This window comes from Luteibacter anthropi, from assembly GCF_011759365.1.
GTDB classification, from domain to species: Bacteria; Pseudomonadota; Gammaproteobacteria; order Xanthomonadales; family Rhodanobacteraceae; genus Luteibacter; species Luteibacter anthropi.
The window spans coordinates 144,013-165,907 of the sequence record NZ_JAARLZ010000004.1; the positions used below are offsets into that span (position 1 = coordinate 144,013).

General features: G+C 65.3%; 15 protein-coding genes. 6 read left to right on the plus strand and 9 right to left on the minus strand.

Annotation, left to right across the window (positions count from 1 at the left end):
* Nucleotides 1-243 precede the first annotated feature (243 nt).
* Entirely contained in the window at nt 244-2,925 is a 2,682-nt protein-coding gene (locus tag HBF25_RS08705; protein WP_166947477.1) for a M1 family metallopeptidase, read from the plus strand.
* A 71-nt stretch (nt 2,926-2,996) separates the two neighbouring features.
* Here the strand turns inward: HBF25_RS08705 and HBF25_RS22535 are convergent, their stop codons facing one another.
* The 3 genes from HBF25_RS22535 to HBF25_RS08720 are packed head-to-tail and all read right to left on the minus strand — an operon-like array spanning nt 2,997 to nt 7,934.
* On the minus strand, nt 2,997-4,940 hold the full coding sequence (locus HBF25_RS22535; protein WP_166947478.1) for an ABC transporter ATP-binding protein: 1,944 nt from the start codon (nt 4,938-4,940) through the stop codon (nt 2,997-2,999).
* Nucleotides 4,871-7,747 (minus strand): type 2 lanthipeptide synthetase LanM family protein, encoded by a 2,877-nt coding sequence (locus tag HBF25_RS08715; RefSeq protein ID WP_166947479.1) that lies wholly within the window; start codon nt 7,745-7,747, stop codon nt 4,871-4,873. The genes HBF25_RS22535 and HBF25_RS08715 overlap by 70 nt, the downstream gene beginning before the upstream one ends.
* A 4-nt stretch (nt 7,748-7,751) precedes the next feature.
* Nucleotides 7,752-7,934, minus strand: coding sequence for a DUF6229 family protein (locus HBF25_RS08720; protein WP_166947480.1), 183 nt, complete (start codon nt 7,932-7,934; stop codon nt 7,752-7,754).
* Nucleotides 7,935-8,276: 342 nt separating this feature from the next.
* Between HBF25_RS08720 and HBF25_RS08725 the strand changes: the two genes are divergently transcribed.
* Nucleotides 8,277-9,290: a LacI family DNA-binding transcriptional regulator gene (locus HBF25_RS08725; RefSeq protein ID WP_166947481.1), complete on the plus strand. Its 1,014-nt coding sequence runs from the start codon at nt 8,277-8,279 to the stop codon at nt 9,288-9,290.
* Between the two features lies 1 nt (nt 9,291).
* Here HBF25_RS08725 and HBF25_RS08730 read toward each other — a convergent pair whose 3' ends face one another.
* Nucleotides 9,292-10,440, minus strand: a complete 1,149-nt coding sequence (locus tag HBF25_RS08730; RefSeq protein WP_208392495.1) for a Gfo/Idh/MocA family protein — start codon at nt 10,438-10,440, stop codon at nt 9,292-9,294.
* Nucleotides 10,441-10,544: 104 nt separating this feature from the next.
* Here HBF25_RS08730 and HBF25_RS08735 point away from each other — a divergent pair, with 104 nt between their 5' ends.
* The gene (locus HBF25_RS08735) at nt 10,545-11,432 is read left to right on the plus strand and encodes a phytanoyl-CoA dioxygenase family protein (RefSeq protein ID WP_166947482.1); all 888 of its coding nucleotides are present in this window, start codon (nt 10,545-10,547) and stop codon (nt 11,430-11,432) included.
* Here HBF25_RS08735 and HBF25_RS08740 read toward each other — a convergent pair.
* Complete coding sequence (locus tag HBF25_RS08740) at nt 11,426-12,325, minus strand: alpha/beta hydrolase family protein (protein WP_166947483.1); 900 nt, start codon at nt 12,323-12,325, stop codon at nt 11,426-11,428. The two genes, HBF25_RS08735 and HBF25_RS08740, sit on opposite strands and share 7 nt — an antisense overlap.
* Nucleotides 12,326-12,469: 144 nt before the next feature.
* A complete protein-coding gene (locus tag HBF25_RS08745; protein WP_243853137.1) occupies nt 12,470-13,405 on the minus strand; it encodes an alpha/beta hydrolase in 936 nt (311 codons plus the stop codon).
* Here HBF25_RS08745 and prmC point away from each other — a divergent pair.
* Nucleotides 13,404-14,222 (plus strand): peptide chain release factor N(5)-glutamine methyltransferase, encoded by an 819-nt coding sequence (prmC, locus tag HBF25_RS08750; protein WP_166947484.1) that lies wholly within the window; start codon nt 13,404-13,406, stop codon nt 14,220-14,222. The genes HBF25_RS08745 and prmC overlap by 2 nt on opposite strands.
* A gap of 406 nt (nt 14,223-14,628) precedes the next feature.
* Nucleotides 14,629-16,680 carry a glycosyl hydrolase family 18 protein gene (locus HBF25_RS08755; protein ID WP_166947485.1) on the plus strand — a complete coding sequence of 684 codons (2,052 nt, stop codon included), beginning with the start codon at nt 14,629-14,631 and terminating at the stop codon, nt 16,678-16,680.
* A gap of 138 nt (nt 16,681-16,818) precedes the next feature.
* Here the strand turns inward: HBF25_RS08755 and dxs are convergent, their stop codons facing one another.
* Together dxs and HBF25_RS08765 are read right to left on the minus strand one after the other, a co-directional pair.
* Complete coding sequence (dxs, locus tag HBF25_RS08760) at nt 16,819-18,714, minus strand: 1-deoxy-D-xylulose-5-phosphate synthase (RefSeq protein WP_166947486.1); 1,896 nt, start codon at nt 18,712-18,714, stop codon at nt 16,819-16,821.
* A 112-nt stretch (nt 18,715-18,826) separates the two neighbouring features.
* Nucleotides 18,827-19,435: an HNH endonuclease gene (locus HBF25_RS08765; protein WP_243853138.1), complete on the minus strand. Its 609-nt coding sequence runs from the start codon at nt 19,433-19,435 to the stop codon at nt 18,827-18,829.
* A 266-nt stretch (nt 19,436-19,701) separates the two neighbouring features.
* Here HBF25_RS08765 and HBF25_RS08770 point away from each other — a divergent pair, with 266 nt between their 5' ends.
* The gene (locus tag HBF25_RS08770; RefSeq protein ID WP_166947487.1) at nt 19,702-20,463 is read left to right on the plus strand and encodes a SapC family protein; all 762 of its coding nucleotides are present in this window, start codon (nt 19,702-19,704) and stop codon (nt 20,461-20,463) included.
* A 778-nt stretch (nt 20,464-21,241) separates the two neighbouring features.
* Here HBF25_RS08770 and HBF25_RS08775 read toward each other — a convergent pair.
* Nucleotides 21,242-21,718, minus strand: a complete 477-nt coding sequence (locus tag HBF25_RS08775; RefSeq protein ID WP_166947488.1) for a GNAT family N-acetyltransferase — start codon at nt 21,716-21,718, stop codon at nt 21,242-21,244.
* Between the last annotated feature and the right edge of the window lie 177 nt (nt 21,719-21,895).

Here is a 21,895-nt window from a genome sequence, read left to right on the forward strand (position 1 = left end):
CAGACCACCGCTCCGGATCGGTCGCGCGCGAGGCGCGCTCCTACAGGGCGGTTTTTGTAGGAGCGCGCCTTGCGCGCGACCGGTGAAACGACCGCCTCGACGGCCCGGATGCGACCGGTAAATCGCACCCGTACGCCCCCCTTTCTGCCGCACCGCCGCACCCCAGGGGTGCCTTCTGGCACTGTGTCGAAGGTCACCCGGTTCGCACGATGGCGGGATCGTCCAAATGGGGATCTTCCTGCCATGCGTCGTTTCGTACGCCCTCTACTCCTGACCGCGCTCGCCGCCAGCTGCGGTGCCGCCCTGGCCGCCGGCACGGAGGCCCCGCCGCTGGGCCACCTGCCCACCTGGGCCCAGCCCGAAAGCTACCGCCTGACCTTCAAGGTGGACCCGAAGCAGGAAGACTACGCCGGCAGCAGCACGATCAAGGTCAAGCTGACCCAGCCGTCGGACTTCATCTGGCTGCATGGTAAGGACCTGAAGGTCTCCCGGGTTACCGTCACCGACGCCGCCGGCAAGAAGCACGCGGGCAAGTACACCGTGGCCGCCGAGCAGGAAGGCGTGGCCCGCGTCGATCTGGGCGCGAAGCTGGATGGTGAGATCACCCTCGCCATCGACTTCACCGCACCGCTCAACAAGCAGCTCCAGGGCCTCTACAAGGTCTCGCACGAGGGTATCCCCTATGCGATGACCCAGATGGAGCCCGTCTCGGCGCGCTACGCATTCCCTGGCTTCGACGAGCCATCGTTCAAGACGCCGTACGACATCAGCCTGACCATTCCCTCCGACGACCAGGGCGTGGCGAACACCGCGCAGATCAAGGAAGAGAAGGCCGGCGCCGGCTGGAAGACGCTCACCTTCTCCACGACCAAGCCGCTGCCCACCTACCTTGTCGCCTTCGCGGTGGGTCCGTGGGATGTGGTGAAGGGCCCGGACATCTCGCCGACGCAGTACCGCGCCACGGCGACGCCGCTGCGCGGCATCGCTGCCAAGGGCGAAGGCCACCGCATGCAGCACGTGCTGGGTGAAACCAACTCGATCATCCACACGCTCGAGGACTACTACGGCTTCGGCTATCCGTTCGACAAGCTCGACCTGCTGGCCGCACCGGACTTCAGCGCGGGCGCCATGGAAAATGCCGGCCTGGTCACCTTCCGCGATTGGCTGCTGCTGATCGATCCGGATTCCGCCGCGTCGTACGTGCGCGGCTCGTTCAACGTGAACGCCCATGAGCTGGCTCACCAGTGGACCGGCGATACCGTCACCATGGCCTGGTGGGACGACCTCTGGCTCAACGAAGCCTTCGCGACGTGGATGCAGCAGAAGGTCACGCAGAAGGTGCATCCGGAATACCGCGCCGATCTTGATCGCGTGCGTGGCGCGCAGGGTGCGATGAATGGCGACAGCCTGGTCAGCTCGCGCAAGATCCGTCAGCCGATCACCGGCAACGGCGACATCGAGACCGCATTCGACGGCATCACCTACCAGAAGGGCGCCGCCGTGCTCGGCATGTTCGAAGGCTATGTCTCCGAACCGGTGTTCCAGAAGGGCATGCGTGCCTACATCCAGAAGCACAAGTTCGCCAACGCCACGGCAGACGATCTCGTCGATTCCATCGCCGAGGCCGCAGGCCAGGGCGATGCATTCAAGAAGGCCTTCAACAGCTTCCTCGACCAGTCCGGCGTGCCGTACGTCACCGCCGAGGTGAAGACCGAAGGCGGCAAGGCCGTGCTGCACCTGGCGCAGAGCCGTTATCTGCCGCTGGGCAGCACTGGTGATACCAGCCGCGTGTGGGGCGTGCCCATGTGCGTGCGCTATGCCACCAACGGTGGCGGCAACAAGGTCAAGTGCGAGCTCTTCGACAAGGCCACCGGTTCGATGGTGCTTGAAGATGCCGCGAAGAACGCCTGGGTGCTGCCGAACGCCGATGGCCGCGGCTACTACCGCTTCGCGCAGAGCAAGGCCGACCTCGCCGCACTGGCGAAGGTGGTGGGCACGCTGAGCGATGCCGAGCAGCTGGCTTATGCCGATGCCGTGCGCGCCGGCTTCCAGCATGGCGACCTCGACGCGGGCGACGTGCTCGCTGCCTACAAGCCGCTGACGGCATCGAAAACCCGCGAGGTCTTCACCGCCCCGCTGCAGACCTTTGTCTGGATTCTCAACAACGAAGCCGTCAACGATGCGCAGCGTGATCACCTGCGCAAGTGGGCCATCGATGCGTACCTGCCCAAGCTCAAGGAACTGGGCTATCGCAAGAAGGCCGGCGAGCCGGACAACGATACGCTCACGCGTACGGCGCTTGCGGGCTTCCTTGGCGACGACCAGATCGCCGCGCCGGAAGTGCGTGCCGAACTGCTCAAGCAGGGCGATGCCGCGCTGAAGACGAAGGACGGCCACCTCGACCTCGACGCGGCCGATCCGGATCTTCTGGGCGACGCGCTGTCCGTGGCCGTGCAGGAACATGGCGCACCGGCGGTCGATGCGCTCATCGCGGAAATCCCGAAGACCTCCGACCCGGCCAAGCGCAACGCGATGCTGAGCGCCCTGGCCGATACGAAGGACCCCGCCCTTGCCAACAAGGCGCGTGACTTTGCGCTCGGCAAGAACGTGAAGGTGGGCGAGATGGCGATGGTGCTGCGTGGTGCACGCGGCACCGAAGCCTCGCGCAACGACCTGTGGAAGTGGTTCGTGGCCAACTACGACCGCATCGTGGAGCGCACCGGCAGCTTCGCCGGCGGCCAGCTGCCCGGCCTTGCCGGCGGTGGTGGCTGCTCGAAGGCCGAAGCCGATCGCCTGGGCGAGTTCTTCAAGACCCGCGCGGCGAAGGTGACAGGCGCCGAGCGTGGCCTGGCACAGACGAGCGAGTCGATCCTGCTCTGCACGGCCCTGAAGGCCAAGCAGGATCCGAAGGCCATCCTGCGCTAACGCACCTGTAGGAGCGCGCCTCGCGCGCGACCGGGTTTTTCGTGAAAACCGGTCGCGCGCGAGGCGCGCTCCTACAGCAGGCTTGCCTGCAAGGTGTACATCCCGGCATAGCGGCCACCGAGCGCCATCAGCGCATCGTGCGTACCTTCTTCCACGATGCGTCCGCGCTCAAGGAAACAGATCCTGTCCGCATGCCGGATGCTCGCCAGCCGATGCGTGATCAGCACCACGGTGCGATCCCGGGCCATCCTGCGCAGCGATTCATAGACCGCGAATTCCGCCTTCGCATCCAGCGACGACGTCGGCTCGTCCCAGATCACCAGCCGTGCATCACGGTACAGGCCGCGCGCAATCGCCATGCGTTGCCATTGGCCTCCCGACAGTTCCTGGCCACCGTGGAACTGGCGCGAAAGCAACGTATCCCATCCTTTTTCCAACCTCGCCACCACGTCATCCGCACCGGCTTCTCTCGCCGCGGCGAGCAGGCCTTCGTCGTGGGTGTCCTCACGCGTATGCCTGCCGAGACGCACGTTTTCCCGTGCACTTCGTGGCCAGCGCAGGGGGGCCTGCAAGACCATCGCCACGCGGTCGGCAATCGAGGTTTCGGACAGCCCGCGAAGGTCCAGTCCATCCCAGCGGACACAACCCGTGTCGGGCTCGTACAGGCCGGCGATGAGCTTTGCCAGCGTCGTCTTGCCCGAGCCGTTTTCGCCTACCAGCGCGATGCTCTGCCCACGTGAAATGTGCAGGTCGACGTTGCTCAGCGCATCGCTGGACGCGCCGGCATAGCGAAACGAAACCTGCTCGACCACGATATCGCCCGGCGTGGCGGGTGCCTCGCCTTGCGCCTGTGCAGAGCGGTTGCGCCTGCGCACCGCCGTATCCAGAAACGTCTGGTAGTCGCTGATATAGAGCCCTTTCTCGAAAAGCTCGCGCGCCACCACGACTAGCCGCTGTACGGACATCGCCGCACCGCGCATGGCCATCACGGCCGTGCCGGCGACGGCAATACCGATCCAGCCCAGGTGAAGCATGGCAGCGAGCGCGATGTAGGCTGTCCATTGCCCAAGTCCCGAAAAGACATGCCCCCAGGTGGCCGCTCGCGCCTCGGCCAGCCCCTGGCGCACGAGGTGATCCTCCAGTGCGGTCGTCGCCTGCGCGAATTCGTGCACCACGTGATCGCGCGCCTGGGTGACGCGCAGTTCCGCCGCCGCATCGCGTTCCATCGCAAGATCGCCGATAAGGCGCGCCTGTCGTGTGAGCGAAATCGTCGTCGCCATGGCGGCATATTGCAGGCTGGCAGCGCGCAGCGTGGCCCATGCTTCCGGCCATAAGGCCAGCAGCATCAGCAACGGCAGCACGGGATGCAGTACGGCAAGCGCTACCGTGGCGCCTCCCACGGTGACGAGCGACGAAAGCAGGTCCACCACCGAGGCCGTGGCGGTTTCCAGGTGCAGGATGCCGCGCTCCTTCGCGCGATGGAGCTGGTCGTAGAAGTCCGGGTCGTCGAAGGCGGCCAGTTGCACATCCAGCCCGGCGGCCAGCAGTTGTTCTTCGGCAAGCCGGTGTACGCGCGGCGAGAGCCTTGCCCGTGCGCGGGCGGTGACCGCATCAAGGCCTACGCGCAGGGCCTGCACCGCCGCCAGCAAGACGATGGTGGGCAGTAGCGCCACCATGTGATCGAGGGCGAACTGCCCTTCGATGAGTTTGCGCAGCACGTCGGCGGCCATCACCAGTGAGCCGGCGGTGGCGATGCCCGAGCCCAGCTGCGATGCAAGGACGACGGCGGCCGTCCATGGCGCCGCCTTGCGCAGGATGGCGAGCACGGGACGTACGGCCATCGACAGACGTTGCAGCGTAGCGGTGGCGCCATGGCGCGATCCCGGCGCCGCACCTTCGATCCGCCAGTAAGGTGCGTGCAACCGGGTATCGTCGGCAGACGTGCTCACACGTCGTCTTCCATGGTGAGGATGGTTGGCAATTCGTGCCCTTCGCCTGCGCGCAGGAGCTGCCATGCGATACCGCCGAGACCGGACATTAAGCCCGGCGCGAAGGCATCGCGGACGATGCCGCATACGGGGCCGTGGTCTTCCATGGATGTCAGCCATCCGGCCAGCAGCGATTCGCGACTCACGCTTTCAGGGCCTACGCCACGGCGGATGGCGGCATCCAGAAGCTCCCATGCCGATGCATCACCGTGGCAGGTGGAATGATTCCAGCCGAGTCCGCGTGCCCACGTGGCCTGTGCCGCACAGTGCAGGCGATGCAGCGATGTATCGCCGGTTTCGTTGCGTCGTGAGAGTCCGATGCCCACGGCACCGTGACACCACGCAGCCGCCGTGGGTGCGTCGGGCAGCATGCGCAGGTCTTTCCATCCCCCTAGTGTCTCGTCATACAGTGCGTCGTCAAAGGCAAAGGCCTCGGCGGCCAGCTGCGCGATGTCGGTATCTCCGGATACATCGGCGAGCTTCTGCAACGCCCAGCCGATACCAGTGGTGCCATGGGCAAAGCCGCCGATGCCATCGGGCCATTGTGCGTGCGGCCACCATGCATGGCCTTGCTCGCGCGTGGCCTTGTCGCGCAGCATGCCGGCGAATTCCGTGGCCATCGAAAGGAACCGTGTTTCGCCGCTGGCGCGGTAAAGCATGAGTAGCGCAGGAATGGCCCCGGCCGTCCCCGACAGTACGTCGGGCATGTCGTCGGCAGCCACCGCATCCGGCAACGTATCCGCCAGGGCCATTGCATGAGCCAGTCCATTGGCGTCGATGCCCCAGGCATGCAGGCGCAGGCGCACCCAGATCAGCGAGCCCACACCGAAGTAGCCGCCGGGTTGCGGTGGCCGGATGCGGATGACGTCCTCGCGTTGCGCGGCCCACTTTGCCTCGGCGAGATCCATCGTGCGCAGTGTCGCGGCCAGCACCCCGTCCAGACCGTGCACAGGGTCTGCGCGGCCGGCCTGCATCTCGCGGCGGTAGCCGGCCACCAGCAGGGCAATACCCGCAATACCGCCGTAGACGTCGTGGCCCAGCGGGCGTACCGCCCAGCCGAAGGTCGGGTCGAAGACCGGTGCAATCCAGGCGATGCTGCCGTCTTCGCCGAGGATGGCGCTGGCGACGATGCCGCGCAGGATGTCGGCGGCGATCTGTCGGCGACGGCTGTCCAGATCGCCCGGGCGCGGTTGTGCCGGCCACAGGGACGTTTCCTCGGGAACCCAGCCTTCGTTGATATAGGCACTGACGAGGGCCGCGCGAATGATGTTGCGCTCCAGGGTGAAGTCCGCATGCCGCCAGTGCAGCAGTGCCTCGTCCACCAGGTTGCCGACCTTGCCCCAGCGCGTGCCGCGCGGACCGTCGAGGCGGCCATAAGCCGGCGTGGTTTCGAACAGCGGGATGTCGCCTTCCAGCAGTTCGTCGATTTCTGCCGCGATGACGGTGGCCGAGCCGGGCGCGGTGGCGACATTGCCGGCCATGCGCTCCAGCAGGGCACGTGCGCGTTCGCGAGCACTCGCTTCGTCGTGCAGCGACACGGGGTGCCAGAGCATGCGCGCCAGTTCGGCGTATACCTCGGTGGCGCGCGTCACCACGCGCACGCGGCAGGATTCGAAGCTGCCCATGATGGGACGCAATGCGCCAGCCGCATCGAGGGCTTGCAGGGTGGCGGTCAGTGAGTCGAAGCCCGCGAGCACGTCGGGCCAGAAACGCGACAGTACCGGTTCGGTGCAGGGGTGATTCTGCGCAGCGGCTTCCACCGTGACCATGCGCGTGCCGATGCGCACGCGGTCGGTGCCGGCATCGATGAGGTCGAGCTGGGAAAGCATCGGCTGCTGACCCGGCAAGGCGCCCAGTGCAGACATGTCCACGCCGCGCCAGCCCAGGCCCATGCCGCGCCCGGGCAGCATGCCGATGCTGAGCACGGTGCCTTCGACCGTCTGGGCCGCGCGATCCACGGCCGCGCCGAAACCGGATGGCCGGGGCGGACGTCGAGGGGTGAAGAGCGTCTCGCAGTCGATGACATAAGGGTGCGCACCGTGCGCGATCAGGTTCTCCGCGTGCAGGTCGGTGCCGCCCAGCAGGCGCATGACGGCCAGCCACTGGCCGATGCCGCGATAGAACTCATGCAGCTCTTCGTCGTTTTCCGCGTGGCGATGGGTGACGTGCGCGCTCCAGCCGTGTTCTTCGAATCCCAGGGAGTGCGGCAGACGCATGGCCATGGTTTCGGTATGCACGGGGCGCAGCTGGGCGAGGAAGCCGGCAAGCGCGGCGTCGATCGCCATGGGGCGTGGCTTGTAGACGAGCCGCCCCCCTTCGCAGTGCAAAAGAGCAACCGTCTTGCCACCGCGATGGCTATCCCCGGCGCCGAACGAGAGCTGCCACAGTTCACCGGGAGGGCAACCGTCGAGCAAGGCATGCAGCGCGGGCCGGTCGGCAGCCCAGTGCAGCGCGAAGGTCAGCGCGGCGTCGCAGCGTTGCTCGATGAGCCGGCTCGTGCGCGCCGCGAGGGTGGGGTAGTGCTGGCGCAGTTCATCCCAGAAAGCCTGGGTGGCCGACAGCGCCAGGAATTCGTTCCAGCGTCCTTCGCTGGTGTCCGCGTGCAGGCGTCCCGCCTTGCGGGCTTCGTGCAGTTCGAGCACAAGCAGGCGGGCAAGGCGCGCATGCAACACCGCATGCAGGGTTTCCTCCACGGCGCCGAGGATCACGCCGCGTTCGCGGTCGGTCAGGCCGGCGACGGTATCGAGCCGGGTTGCCAGTCCGCCCACGGCAGGACGGAGCAGGCAACCCAGCGAGACATCGAAATCGCCGGCGTCCGTCGTCACGGACGCCATGCGATCAGCAACACTGACGGGTGCGCGAGCCCGTACAGGCGGTACCGCAACCGCCGACGGTGGTCGGGATGGCCTCGTTGGCAATCTCGGACTCGGCGAACGCGCCGGCGGCGTACAGCGGGCCCGCCGGGTTGTCGCTGCCGGCCTCGTTGCGCCACAGGCTGTTCACGTCGTTGTACTTCTCCATGGTTCCACCCTCATGCTGTAAGTGACAGTTGCAAGGAAGGACGCGCCGCACGGTCCGGGACGTGCGAGTGGCGAAGTACGAAAGACGGCATGCCAACGGCAAGACCATCGACCCCTGGGCGCGCGAAGGGACAGGGCCCTCCGTCGGCGGTTCTAGAAACGAAGCGGGAGGAAAGTCAATCGTGAGGCTCCGCGTGCCGTGGCGGCGCATAGGGCGTGTTACAGCTACTCCGGGACGACATCGATCTTTTGCCGTTTTCGTGCAGGTGCGACCGACGGCTCACATCGCGCCGCGGCGTGGTGATTCCCGTGGGCATCCCTCGCGTCGGCTATATTCGTTTCCATGCCTACGCGTGTTCCTTCTGCCCGCATCACTGCCAAAGACGTCGCCGAACGGGCCGGTGTTTCGATATCGGCGGTCTCGCGCACCTTTACCGAAGGTGCCAGCGTCTCGGAGCGCACGCGCCTGAAGGTGACCGAGGCGGCGACCGAACTGGGCTACCGCCCCAACCAGCTGGCTCGCAGCCTGATGACCGGGCGCACGGCGCTCATCGGCCTGGTCTCCAATCACTTCGCCAATCCGGCCTTCATGGAGGTCTTCGACCTGTTCACCCGCGAATTGCAGGCCCGTGGCCTGCGCCCGTTGCTGGCGAACCTGGGTGAAGACGAGGACGGCCTTGCCGCCCTGGACATGATGCGCCAGTACAGCGTGGACGCCGTGCTGATCGCCACGTCGGCGCCGCCGGAAGGTTTCGCTGCGTCGTGCCGGGAGGCCGGCATGCCGGTGTTGCATGTGTTCGGTCGGGCAGGGCGATCGTCGCCGGCACCGGTCGTCACCGTCGACAACGTGGCAGGCGGCCGGCTCGTGGGCGAAGCGATGCGGGCGGCAGGCCGCCGACACCTGGCCTTCATCGGCGGATCGTCGCACGACGCATCCACGATCGACCGGGGCAGGGGGTTCTCCGATGCCGTGGGGAGTGCCTTGAGCGAGGTGGTGCATGCGGGCGATTACACCCATGCCCATGGCCGCAGTGCGATGCTTGGTCTGCTGGATGGCGGCTCGAAGATCGACGGCGTCTTCTGTGCCGACGACGTGCTGGCGCTGGGTGCGCTGGATGCGTGTCGTGAGCGCGGCGTCGAAGTACCGGGACGTATTGCCGTGGTAGGTTTCGATGACATGCCGCTGGCATCCTGGGCGTCGTATTCGCTGACCACCGTGCGTCAGCCCATTCGCGCCATGGTGCTGCACGCGATCGAACGGATCGTCGCGTGGACCGATGGCGAAGGCAGCGTGCCGCGCAGCCGCCTGTTCCCCTGCGAGCTGGTGTGGCGCGACAGCCTGCCCGGGCCACGCTAGCTCAGACGTCCACCCAGCGCCGTTCGCATGCGGATACGAGCGCGGCGGAAATCACGCGGTCTACTTCGTAGCCGTCGCGGAAGGTCGGCCATACGGATTCGCCCGTGGCGATGGCCTGGAGGAAGTCGCGCATCTCGATCACGATCTGCTCGTTGTACCCCGTGCCATGCCCGACACCCTGGTTGAAGGCGAGATAGTCGGGGTGCGCCGGGCCCATCAACAGCTTCTGGAAACCACGGCGCGACGCATCGCGCGACGCGTCGTAGAGCCACAAGGCGTTCTGGTCTTCCTGGTCGAAGGCGAGGGCACCGCGCGTACCCGTGATGCGGTAGGTGTAGCCCATCTTCCGGCCGGCAGCCGTGCGGCTGAAGCTCAGGCTGCCGCTGGCGCCGTTGGCGAAACGCAGCAGCATCTGGCCCAGGTCGTCGTTCTCCACGGCTTCCGGTCCATGGGGCCCGGGGCGCGTCGCCTGCACGATGCGTGTATCGGCTACGAGACTTTCGATGGGGCCGACCAGGCGCAGACAGGCATTCACGATATGCGGCGCGACATCACCCAGGGCACCGGCTTCCGTACCCGTGGCGATACGCGTGCGCCATGAAGCCGGCAACGCGGGATCGTGCAGGTAGTCCTCGACATGTTCTGCGGTCACCTGGATCACGTCGCCGATCTCGCCCGAGGCGATGATCTGCCGCGCGAGCTGGCTGGCAGGCGTGCGGATGTAGTTGAAGCCGGTCATGTTCGCCAGGCCAGTACGTTCCACGGCTTCGGTCATGGCCAGTGATTCGGTCACGTTCGCACCCAGTGGTTTTTCGCAGAACACCGGTTTGCCCGCGCCGATGCAGGCCATGACCATGTCCAGGTGCGTACGTGGCGGGGTGGCGATGATCACGGCGTCCACGTGCGGATCGTTCACCAGTTCACGCCAGTCACCGGTGGCGTGTCGCCAGCCCCAGCGCCGGGCATGTCCGGCCGCCCCTTCGGGCGTGGAGGTGGCCAGCACCTCGCACACCGGGCGCAGGGTGGGTTCGAAGATGGCGCCGACAGCCTGCAAGGCCACCGTATGCGCCTTGCCCATGTAACCGGCCCCGATCAGTCCGATCCGTATCTCGCCCATCGTCGGCAATCCCGTGGTGGCAGTGGATGCCACCGACTCTACGCATGCTGCACTGCGGTTTGCAAGCGCTTGCAAAACGGCCTAGCGTAAGCCCGTAGCCAACCACCCGATGCCGCGTTTCGCGGCAGGAGACCACCATGAACGCCATCGCGACATCGATTCGTCCAGCCTTCCCGCTGCGTGTCTTTACGGAGGCGGCCCTGGACACCGACGCCATCGTGGCGGAGCTGCTGGAAGGTGCGGGGGCGGTGATCCTGCGAGGCTTGTTCACCCCGGCAGAGATCGCCGAGGCACGGCGCATCGTCATGGACGAATCGGATGCGGACGCCGGCGGGGCGAAGGTCACGCATTTCCAGGGCGATGCGGAGAAGGCGGGCCGGATCAACCTGCAGCGCCGCGTGTGGAACCTGCTGGCCAAGGGCGAGATCTTTTCTCGCATGGCGGCGCACCCGGCGATCATGAAAGTCATGCGTGCCTTCCTGGGCACGGAGTTCATCATGGGCTCGATCGCAGCCAACCGCATCCTGCCGGGTGGTCCGGGGCAGGAGCCGCATATCGATTATCCCTACTGGGACTACCACTCGCCGGAGACTCATCCGGCGCGGATCAATTCATCGTTTCCGTTGAACGGGCAAGTCACGATCATGCTCGATCCGTTCACCGCCGAAACGGGTGCCACGGCCTTCGTGCCGGGTACACAGCGCGAACTGCGTTATCCGGACGAAGGTGATGGTTTCTTTGACCGTTGCGAACGCATGCTGGGCGAGGTGGGCGATACCGTGGTCTTCTTCGGTGCCGTATGGCATTGCGCGATGCCGAACCGCAGCCAGGTTGATCGTTCCGCGATCATCACGCAGTACCTGCCGAAGTTCGTCAAACCGATGGAAAACCTGCCCGCTGCCTTGCCGGCGGAGTTCGTGAAGCGGGCAAGTCCGGATATCCGGCAGTTGCTGGGGCTCAACTATCCGTATCCGGAAGTGCTTGATGCCGCGCGCGGCGGCAACAAGGAGGGACGGGGCTACTGACGCGGCGGTGCATTAAGCGTGCCGGACTTGATCCACTGCACGGCGGTAGCAACGGCCTCTTGGCCCGCCGGGGTCCTGGTTGACGACGTATTGTGCGTCAGCGTGGGAAATACGCGGTATGCGTAAGGCTTGTGTTGGGCCTTCAGCGCATCGAGCCTTTCGGTAGACAGCTGCACGGGAGCCTGCACGTCCTTTCCGCCAAAGAGCCACAGGCCACGAATGGTCAGTTTGGCGAGGCTTGTACGCGGATCGGTATCGGGAAAGTCATAGCGATCCGCGTCGTTGGCGATGTGCTGTCGTGCATCGGCTTCGGAGTGAGTATCCCAGAAGTTGGGCTTGCTCTCCGTATAGAACTGGAAGCGCAGCTGTTCGCGGGCCGTGGCGACGGGGCCGCTGAACATCACCATGAATTTCACTTTCGGATTCTTTTCCGCAGCCAGGGGAATGATCCAGCCCGCCTGGCTGAAACCCAGCAGGCCGATATCGCCGTGGGTCTTGGGTAGTTTTGCTGATAGCGCATCGATCGCGGCGCTGGCGTCGGTGGCCAGCAGGGCGAGATTGTCTGCGCCGATATTGTTGGTGCCGACTTCCGGTCCTGCGTAGACACCACCGGATTCACCTACACCTCGCTTGTCGTAGGTGAGCGTGGCGATACCTTGCCTTGCCAGCAGGGTGGCGAAGCCGTTCATGCGCTTTTCCTGTCCGGATCCGTGGACGAGGACAAGGGCGGCCACCGTTTTTTCCGGGCGATAGATCGTGCCCGAGAGCGTGATTCCTCCGCTCTGGAAGGTGATGTCTTCCTTGGCGATATCGGCATCCGCCGCGATGGCAGTGACCATGGGCACACCTGCGAACAGGAATGCGAGCAGTAGCCCTATGACGAAACGATGCATCGTGAACCCCCGTGACGATATGAGAGTTCGAAATAACTTGCGCCGACCGGCCGGTCAATAGCCCAGAAGTTGCCAGGCCCCTGTAGGAGCGCGCCTTGCGCGCGACCGGTTATCGCGATGACCTGGCCGCGCGCAGGCGCGCTCCTACAGGGGTGGGGTGTCGCGAGGGCCGGTCGCGCGCAGGGGCTGGCTGGATCGCTCATGGATGAAGCGCATGACATCGTCCATGACCGGCGCGATGCGATGCAGCGGGCCTAGCGCAAACACCAGCTTCTCGTGGCCGAGCTCCGGATATAGCTTCAGCTCTATCGGCTCGCCCATCGCGCGATAGCGGGCTTCCAGCGAGACGGCCTCGATGGGATACACCTCGGTATCCCGTTCGCCCTGCAGCAGCAGTGCAGGCGGCTCATCGCCATCGACGAAGTTCACCGGTTGCGAGCGGGCCTGTTCGGCATCGGTGGCGCCGAACATGTCGATGTACCCCGGGTCGTCGAGGGGGAGGAAATCGTAGGCACCCGCCACACCGATCATGCCGGCGAGGTCGCGGGGCTTCATGCCGACATGGGCCAGCCATTGCTTGTCGGTGGCGAGCATCGCCGCGATATGACCACCGGAGGAGTGGCCCATGACGAACAGGTGGGCGGGATTGCCGCCGTACCCGGCAGCGTGGTCATGCGCCCAGCGGACGGCGTTGGCACCATCACGGAGAAACCCTCCCATGCGTACCGCCGGCCATAGCCGGTAGTCCGCCACGATGGCGACCACGCCCCGGCGGGCCAGGGCCTCGCCCACCCAGCGATACCACTGACGCTTTCCCTTGCGCCAGTCACCCCCATAGAAATACACCACTACCGGCGCTCCCACGACGTGTTCCGGCGCGTAGACGTCAAGCGCCAGGTCGTGGGCAGGGTCGTAGACGATGTCTGCATGGGTCGTCACGCCCGACGACGATTGCGTGGCATTCACCGCGCCGAAGAACGTGGCATGGCAGCCGGAGAGTCCGATCAGGGCGACGAAGGCGAAAAGCAGGGCGAGAGGGCGCATGCTGGAATTGTAGGCCTGCCGGTAGAATGCGTTCATGACCGATATACGCACGATCCTTCGAAACGCCACCGACATGCTTGGCGAGCGCCTTGAAGCCGAACTGCTGCTGGCCCACGTGCTGGACGTCAATCGTGCGTGGTTCTTCGCCCATGCCGAAGACGTGATCGGTGCTGCCGCGCAGGCACGTTTCAACGAACTGGTGCATCGGCGTGCCGGTGGCGAGCCCGTGGCCTACATCACGGGGCGACGGGATTTCTGGTCACTTCCCCTCGATGTCAGCCCGGCCACCCTGATTCCGCGCCCCGAAACCGAATTGCTGGTCGAGCAGGTACTCGCGCGATTGCGTGGTGGTGGCAGCCTCCTCGACCTCGGCACGGGCAGCGGCGCCATTGCCCTGGCGGTGGCCAGCGAGCGGCCCGATGCCGTGGTGGCCGCGGTGGATGCCAGTGCGGCTGCACTGGAGGTGGCCCGTGGAAACGCGACGAAGCTGGGGCTCGGGCGTGTCTGTTTCTTCGCGGGCGACTGGTTCGTTCCGGTGGCAGGGCGTCGTTTCGACGTGGTGGCAAGCAATCCGCCCTACATCGAGGCCGACGACCGGCACCTGGGCGAAGGCGACCTGCGCTTCGAGCCGCTGTCGGCCCTGGCCTCGGGGCCTGACGGGCTTGACGATATCCGCCGTATCGCCGCGAACGCACCTGCCCACCTCGCGCCGGGAGGCTGGCTGCTCGTCGAGCATGGCTGGAACCAGGGCGCTGCCGTGCGCGACATCTTCCTGGCGGCCGGCGGTTCGGACGTCTTCACCGCCAGGGACCTCGAAGATCGCGATCGCGTCACCGGTGCCTGCTGGAAATAGTTGCCGCGTATTCGGCAGCTTCGTGTCATCGCTGGAACACGGCTGACCCAGGACAAAAATAGGTGCGCTGCACCATATGCGTATAAACGAGATGCGCGTCGCTTTTAGCAATTTCTTGCGTTGACATCGTTGTCAGCCTGTAGGCAACGTCGGTGCGTTGGCGGGGTTCCGTGCTCATGGAGTCGCGCTGGCGAAGGGAGCCGAAGGCACATACGTGTCAGGCGAACGCAAGCTGTCCGTTGTACCGGGTAGGGCCGGAGGCAGGTGCGTCTTAAGGGGAAACGCATGCGTGGAAAGCCCGTGCAATCGGGCCTGCGCATGAGCGACATCGCCATGTGGTGAGGCGGCTCCCGTCTCGATGTCTGGCTGCGGCCAGGCGCACTACGACCCTGTCACGGAGTTTCCCATGCGTGTCACGTTCCGACACTTGATCCTTTCCTGTGCCCTGCCACTCGCGTGGCTGGCCACGTCCGCCCATGCGCAGTCCGCCACCTGTACCGGCGTCTCGGCATGGAATGCCGCCACCATCTACAACGCCGGCGACAAGCTGACCTACAAGAACCACCTGTACCAGGCGACGTCGCAGATCTGGAATACCGCGCCCGATTACTGTCCGAGCTGCGGCTGGTACCAGGACCTCGGTACCTGTAGCGGTGGAGGCAGCAACCAGCCGCCCACCGCTGCCATCACCGCACCGGCAAACGGTGCGACCTTCACCGCCGGTGCGAACATCACGCTGACCGCCAATGCGTCCGACAGCGACGGCACGGTCGCCAAGGTGGAATTCTTCCGTGGCGCCACGTCGCTGGGCAGCAAGACGTCCGCGCCGTGGTCCGTGGTGTGGAGCAATGCTCCAGCGGGCAGCTATGTGCTGACAGCCATCGCTACCGACAACGCGGGCGCCTCGACCACATCGTCCGCGGTGAACATCACCGTTTCGCCTGCCAGCAACGACACCACGCCACCGTCCGTGCCTTCGGGTCTTGCCGGTACGCCGTCGTCGAACAGCGTGTCGCTCAGCTGGAGCGCTTCCACGGACAACGCCGGTGGATCGGGTGTTGCGGGATATGACATCTATCGCAATGGTGCGCTGGTGGGTAACTCGACCTCGCCGTCGTATACCGATACTGGCCTTGCGGCCAGCACGTCGTATACCTATACGGTGCGTGCGCGTGACAATGCGGGTAATGCCTCCGCGCAGTCCGGCTCTGTCGTCGTGAAGACCACGGCAGGCGGTGGTGGCGGCAATCGCCGTGTCATCGGTTACTTCACGCAGTGGGGCATCTACGATCGCGCCTACACGGTGAAGAACATCGAGACGAGCGGTTCGGCCGCGCGCCTTACCCACATCAACTACGCCTTCGGCAACGTGCGCAACGACCGTTGCGAAGTGGGCGTGATCCAGCCGTCCGATCCGAACACGGGCGTGGGTGGCGATGCGTTCGCCGACTACACCAAGTCGTTCGGTGCAGGCGACAGCGTGAGTGGCACGGCCGATACCTGGGACCAGCCGCTGCGTGGCAACTGGAACCAGCTCAAGCAGCTCAAGGCCAAGCATCCGGGCCTGAAGGTGCTCATTTCGCTCGGCGGCTGGACCTGGTCGCGTGGCTTCGCGCACGCGGCACGTCCTGAAAACCGCCAGGCTTTCGTGGCCTCGTGCGTGGACGCATACATCAAGGGCAACCTGCCGGTGACCGACGGGGCCGGTGGCACGGGTGCGGCGGCCGGCGTGTTCGACGGTATCGACATCGACTGGGAATACCCGGCAGCCTGCGGCCTGCAGTGTGGTGGTCCGGAAGACACCGCCAACTTCACCGCCTTGCTCGCGGAATTCCGTCGCCAGCTCGACGCCGTGCGTCCGGGCCTGCTGCTGACCATCGCGGCCGGTGCCGGCGTGGACAAGATCCGTGTGACGCAGCCGGGGCAGTACGCGCAGTACCTCGACTACATCAACGTCATGACCTATGACTTCCACGGTGCATGGGACCCGACGACGAATCACCACTCGGCGCTGTATGCCACGGCGAGCGACCCGTCCACGGGCGACACGAAGAAGTACAACACCAACGACGCCATCCAGGCTTTCCTCGCCACGGGCGTGCCGGCGTCGAAGCTCAACGTCGGCATCGGCTTCTACGGTCGCGGCTGGACGAATGTGGCGAAGACCAACAACGGTCTCTACCAGTCGGGCACGGCGGCCCCGGGCCGCTACGAAGCGGGCATCGAAGACTGGAAGGTGCTGAAGGCCCTGAACTACCCAGGCTATGACGATGCAGCTGCCGGTGCGCACTGGATCTACAACGGCACCACCTGGTGGAGCGTGGACGATCCGGCGAACATCCAGCGCAAGATGAGCTACGTGAAGTCGCAGTCGCTGGGCGGCGCCTTCTCGTGGGATTTCAGCGGCGACGACGCCAACGGCACGCTGCTGAAGGCGATGGCCGACGGCTTGCAGTAAGCCATCAACCCCCTGCCGCGGCCCTCACCGCGGCAGGTCTTCCATGTAGGAGCGCGCCTTGCGCGCGACCGGTTCTGGCGGAAGTCATGCATTCATCGCCAAAACCGGTCGCGCGCAAGGCGCGCTCCTACAGGGGTTTTAGCCGGCGCTGGCTACCGGGGAGGCTACGTACTGCGGGAAGCGGTTGCGGATCGCGTTGCGGATCTGCGGCAGGTCGAGGCCGGCCATGGTCAGCACTTCCTCGCGGCTGCCGTGTTCCAGATACGTATCGGGCAGGCCCAGGTGGAAGATGGGCAGCGTGACGCCGTGGGCGGCGAGGCACTCGGCTACGCCGGCACCGGCACCGCCGGCGATGGCGTTGTCTTCGATGGTGACGAACGCCTTGTGCGTGCGGGCCAGTTCGAGGATCAGTTCCTCATCCAGCGGCTTCACGAAACGCATGTTCACCAGCGTGGCATCCACTTCCGCCGCGATGACGGCGGCCGGTGAAAGCATGGTGCCGAACGACAGGATCGCCAGGCCATGGTGGCCGCGGCGACGCACTTCGGCCTTGCCGATGGGCAGGGTATCGAGCGATTCGGACAGGCGCGCACCCGGGCCGGTACCGCGCGGATAGCGGATGGCGGCGGGGCCTTCATAGGCGAAGCCCGTGCTCAGCATCATGCGGCATTCGTTTTCGTCTGCCGGTGCCATGATCACCATGTTCGGCAGGCAGCGCATGAAGGAGAGATCGAAGCTGCCTGCGTGCGTGGCACCGTCAGGGCCCACGACGCCGGCGCGATCGATCGCGAAGGTGACGTCGAGGTTCTGCAGGGCCACGTCGTGGATGGCCTGGTCGTACGCGCGCTGGAGAAAGGTGGAGTAGATCGCCACCACGGGCTTCGCGCCTTCCACGGCCATGCCGGCGGCAAGCGTCACGGCATGCTGTTCGGCAATGGCGACGTCGAAATAGCGCTGCGGGTATTCCTTCGAGAAACGCACCAGGCCCGAGCCTTCACGCATGGCGGGGGTGATGCCGAGCAGGCGCTCGTCGGCGCCGGCCATGTCGCAGAGCCAGTCGCTGAAGATGTCGGTATAGGTGGGCTTGGCCGGCGCGGATTTCTTCGCCAGGCCGGCAACCGGATCGAACGGACCCACGGCGTGGTATTCGATCTGTGCCTTTTCGGCAGGCTCATAGCCCTTGCCCTTGGTCGTCATCACGTGGATGAGCTGCGGGCCCGGGAGGTCCTTCACCGTGTTGAGCGCGTTCACCAACTGGGCCATGTTGTGGCCTTCGATGGGACCGGTGTAGTGGAAGCCCAGTTCCTCGAACAGCGTGGACGGTACGAACATGCCCTTGGCGTGTTCCTCCCAGCGCTTGAAGAAGCGACCGAACAGCGACTCGCGCGGCATGGCCTTCTTGGCACGCTCGCGCCAGACATTGAGGGTGCGACTGGACATCGCGCGCGCCATCATCTTGGTCATCGCACCGACGTTTTCGCTGATCGACATGCCGTTGTCGTTGAGGATCACCAGCATGTTCGGTTCGACGTCGCCGCCGTGGTTCAGGGCCTCGAAGGCCATGCCCGCGGTGATCGCGCCGTCACCGATCACGGCCACGACCTTGCGCTGGTCGCCGCGGCGCTGCAGGGCGATAGCCATGCCGAGCGCCGCGGAAATCGAGGTGGACGAATGGCCCACGCCGAAGGTGTCGTATTCGCTCTCCTCACGACGCGGGAAGGGGGCCAGGCCGTCCTTCTTCTTGATCGTGGTGATGCGGTCGCGGCGACCGGTGAGAATCTTGTGGGGGTAGCACTGGTGGCCGACGTCCCAGACCAGGCGGTCGTTCGGGGTGTCGAACACATGGTGCAGGGCCACGGTGAGTTCCACCACGCCCAGTCCCGCGCCGAAATGGCCACCGGATGAGGCCACCGCCTCGATGAGGTAGCGGCGCAGCTCGTCGGCGATGGCCGGCAGTTCTTCGGCCGGAAAACGGCGAAGGTCCTCCGGCGAGTCGATCTGCGCCAGATACGGGTAGCGGGAAAGGTCGTTCATGCGCGTATTGTTCGCCTACGGCGGGGCCGGGGCAAGGGAGGGTGCGTGAACGGGAGGGGGCGAAACGGGGGCGGAGGCCGGATTGCGGCGGTTTGCCGCGCTGGAACGGGCCCTAGAGGCGGCGGCGGTCCCTTGGCAGGTGGTTCACCAGGAACTCCATCTGGTCGGCCAGGATGTTGCGATTGGACAGGATCAGGTGCTCGACCCAGCTAGGTCGGTAGGGCACGGCCAGCAGGGGCATGTTGGCCTGCTGCGGGGTGCGGTTGCTCTTGCGCAGGTTACAGGCCAGGCAGGCGCTGACCACGTTTTCCCATTCGTCCTGGCCCTTCTTGGAGAGGGGCACCACGTGGTCGCGGGTGAGGTCGTGGCGGGTGAACTGCTGGCCGCAGTACAGGCACACGTGGCGGTCGCGGGCGAAGAGGGCCGTGTTGGTGAGGGCCGGGGACGGGTCGATCGCGTGTTCGCGGCAGTGGCCGGTGCTGGCCACGATGGGGTGGAGCTGGAGGGTGCTGCGCAGGCCGTTGTCGCGGTTGGTACCGCCGTGGACGGTGACGCACGGGTCGCCCAGGGTCCAGGCGACCACGCCGCGCACATAGAGGCAGACTGCGTCCTGCCAGCTGATCCAGTCCAGGATGCGACCCGCAGCGTCGAGGGAAAGCACCCGCGTCGCATGCAACGCGGTGACCCTCGGCAGATCGTCATGGAGCACTTCCATCGTCATCGTGTCTCGTCCTTCACGTAAGCGAAAGAGCGTTCCAGCAAGTCGAACTCCGTGCGGATCGCGGGTGCGATCCCGCTCCCAAAGGGGGCGTTGGCCCGAGCATAGCCCATAATTGCTACAGAAAAGCATCCGTCCGGTACGCTTCTTGCGGGGCTGTTGCCATCATTCGGCGCTGCTATAGTTGGGGTTCGCACCATCAGCCCGACGGGTTTGGAAGGGGGGCCGGGGTGGCTTCCCAGGTCCGCCGGGTCCAAGAGGGATAGACAGTGGCAGAAGTGCTTTTCTACGAGCGTCCGGTTCCCCTGAACCGCACCGCCCATCGCAACCTTCGCCTGAAGGCCGTGAACAACATCAATTTCGCCGTCAAGGCCCACTCCGTGCCCCTGACGGGCGTGGAATTCGCCCCGGCCTCGCGCGATTTCCCGATCCTGTTCGCTGGCGACAGCATCGAGACCGCCGGTCCGATGGCCCTGCTGGGCCTGCGCCAGAACGAAAACCTGCTGGTCGGCGAAAACGGCTTCTGGGAGCAGGGCGTGTACATCCCGGCTTTCGTGCGCCGCTATCCGTTCGTGCTGGCCGAGAAGCCGGCCGGCGCCGAGGGCGACGATTTTACCGTGTTCCTCGATGAGGCCTATGAAGGCTTCAACGACAGCGAAGGCGAGCGCCTCTTCAACGAAGACGGTACCGATGCCCCGGCACTCACCAATGCCGTGAACTTCCTCGGCGAGTTCCAGGATCACGTGGCCCGCACGCAGTGGTTCATGGGCAAGCTGCGCGAGCACAACCTGCTCGAGCCGCGCACCATCACGCTGCAGAAGGAAGGCAAGAACATCAACCTCAACGGCCTGTTCGTGATCAACGAAGAGCGCCTGCGCGGTCTGGACGAGAAGACGGCCCACGAGTTCCTGCGCGAAGGCGCCTTCGGCTGGATCTACGCCCACCTGGTGTCGCTCGCCAACATCGACCGCATGGCGGCTCGCCTGGATGCACGCGAGTCGAAGGAAGCTCCGGCTACTGTCGAGGCCTGAGTTTTCCGGTAACGCTTGCGTTGAGAAAGGCCGTCTTTGGGCGGCCTTTTTCGTTGGTGAAAGTCGATGTTGCGTTATCGCTGTGCTGGCAAACCGGGGCGCTGGGTTCCTGTTTTCACAGGAACGACGGGTAGGGAGGTGGTGGTGACGCCACCCGAAGCCACCGGGTAGGGCGGAGACGATAATCTCACCCGAAGCCGTCGTTCCAGCGAAAGCTGGAACCTAGCGCGGTGCAGACGGTTGTCGCGATAACACCCCTACGCCAAAGCCGATGCAGCGCCCTCGCCGTGCTGGCAAACCGGGGCGCTGGGTTCCTGTTTTCACAGGAACGACGGGTAGGTAGCGATAACTCCACCCGAAGTCGAAGGGTAGGGAGGTAGCGGTAACTCCACCCGAAGCCGAAGGGTGGGTATAACGATGATTCCACCCGAAGCCGTCGTTCCAGCGAAAGCTGGAACCTAGCGCGGGGCAATCGGTTGTCGCGAGATAGCCTCCTACGCCAAAGCCGATGCAGCGCCCTCGCCATGCTGGCGAACCGGGGTGCTGGGTTCCTGTTTTCACAGGAACGACGGGTAGGTAGCGGTAACTCCACCCGAAGCCGAAGGGTAGGTGTAACGATGATCCCACCCGAAGCCGTCGTTCCAGCGAAAGCTGGAACCTAGCGCGGGGCAGTCGGTTGTCGCGAGATAGCCTCCTACGCCAAAGCCGATGCAGCGCCCTCGCCGTGCTGGCGAACCGGGGCGCTGGGTTCCTGTTTTCACAGGAACGACGGGTAGGGTTACCTGACGGGTTTTGCCATGCGTACCAGGTCGGTATCGAAGCCGTGCTTTGCGTACAGCTCGCGAGCGCGTTCGTTGCCGGGAAATACGGCCAGGGTCACGAACTGGCAGCGATGTTCCTTTGCCCAGGTATGCGCATGATCGAGCAGCACCTTGCCCACGCCGGTGCCTTCGAACTTCTCCGCTACTGCGATATCCGAGATATGGCAGTTGTCACGATGGGTGAAGAAGTCCTTGGTCTTCTGCAGATGGATGAACCCCGCCGGATCGCCATCCTCGTTCTCGACGATGAAGATGTAGCTGTTCGGTGGCTGTTCGTCGAGGTGCTTTACCAGGTCGGCTTCGATGCCCTTGAGGCAGTCCGTCTTCGTGCGGCCGTTGGGCAGCGGGAAGTGGATGAAGCGGTGGACAAGGCCGAGGATGAAGTCGTCATCGTCGCTTTCGGCGAGACGTATCAGGAACGCTGGATCGCTCATCAGGTCGGGAGCCGTTGGGTCAAGGGGTGTCCGGTTCCGGCAAGTTCTACACCTGATGGCAGGATGGGGGAAGTCCCCGGCGGAAAGTCCGGGGCTTCATTTTCCTTGGGCCGTGAGCCCGATGCCGTGACCCGCAAGTTGCTGCCGGCAGCTTGCGGGTCACGCTTTAATGCCCCG

What these genes read in the sequence shown, in the direction of transcription:
- HBF25_RS08715 (WP_166947479.1), bottom strand. Translation starts at nt 7,747, where the DNA reads ATGGCGTCCGTGACGACGGACGCCGGCGATTTCGATGTCTCGCTGGGT.
- HBF25_RS08755 (WP_166947485.1), top strand. Translation starts at nt 14,629, where the DNA reads ATGCGTGTCACGTTCCGACACTTGATCCTTTCCTGTGCCCTGCCACTC.
- HBF25_RS08735 (WP_166947482.1), top strand. Translation starts at nt 10,545, where the DNA reads ATGAACGCCATCGCGACATCGATTCGTCCAGCCTTCCCGCTGCGTGTC.
- HBF25_RS08775 (WP_166947488.1), bottom strand. Translation starts at nt 21,718, where the DNA reads ATGAGCGATCCAGCGTTCCTGATACGTCTCGCCGAAAGCGACGATGAC.
- HBF25_RS08720 (WP_166947480.1), bottom strand. Translation starts at nt 7,934, where the DNA reads ATGGAGAAGTACAACGACGTGAACAGCCTGTGGCGCAACGAGGCCGGC.
- HBF25_RS08740 (WP_166947483.1), bottom strand. Translation starts at nt 12,325, where the DNA reads ATGCATCGTTTCGTCATAGGGCTACTGCTCGCATTCCTGTTCGCAGGT.
- dxs (WP_166947486.1), bottom strand. Translation starts at nt 18,714, where the DNA reads ATGAACGACCTTTCCCGCTACCCGTATCTGGCGCAGATCGACTCGCCG.
- HBF25_RS08765 (WP_243853138.1), bottom strand. Translation starts at nt 19,435, where the DNA reads ATGACGATGGAAGTGCTCCATGACGATCTGCCGAGGGTCACCGCGTTG.
- prmC (WP_166947484.1), top strand. Translation starts at nt 13,404, where the DNA reads ATGACCGATATACGCACGATCCTTCGAAACGCCACCGACATGCTTGGC.
- HBF25_RS08725 (WP_166947481.1), top strand. Translation starts at nt 8,277, where the DNA reads ATGCCTACGCGTGTTCCTTCTGCCCGCATCACTGCCAAAGACGTCGCC.
- HBF25_RS22535 (WP_166947478.1), bottom strand. Translation starts at nt 4,940, where the DNA reads ATGGCAGCTCCTGCGCGCAGGCGAAGGGCACGAATTGCCAACCATCCT.
- HBF25_RS08745 (WP_243853137.1), bottom strand. Translation starts at nt 13,405, where the DNA reads ATGAACGCATTCTACCGGCAGGCCTACAATTCCAGCATGCGCCCTCTC.
- HBF25_RS08705 (WP_166947477.1), top strand. Translation starts at nt 244, where the DNA reads ATGCGTCGTTTCGTACGCCCTCTACTCCTGACCGCGCTCGCCGCCAGC.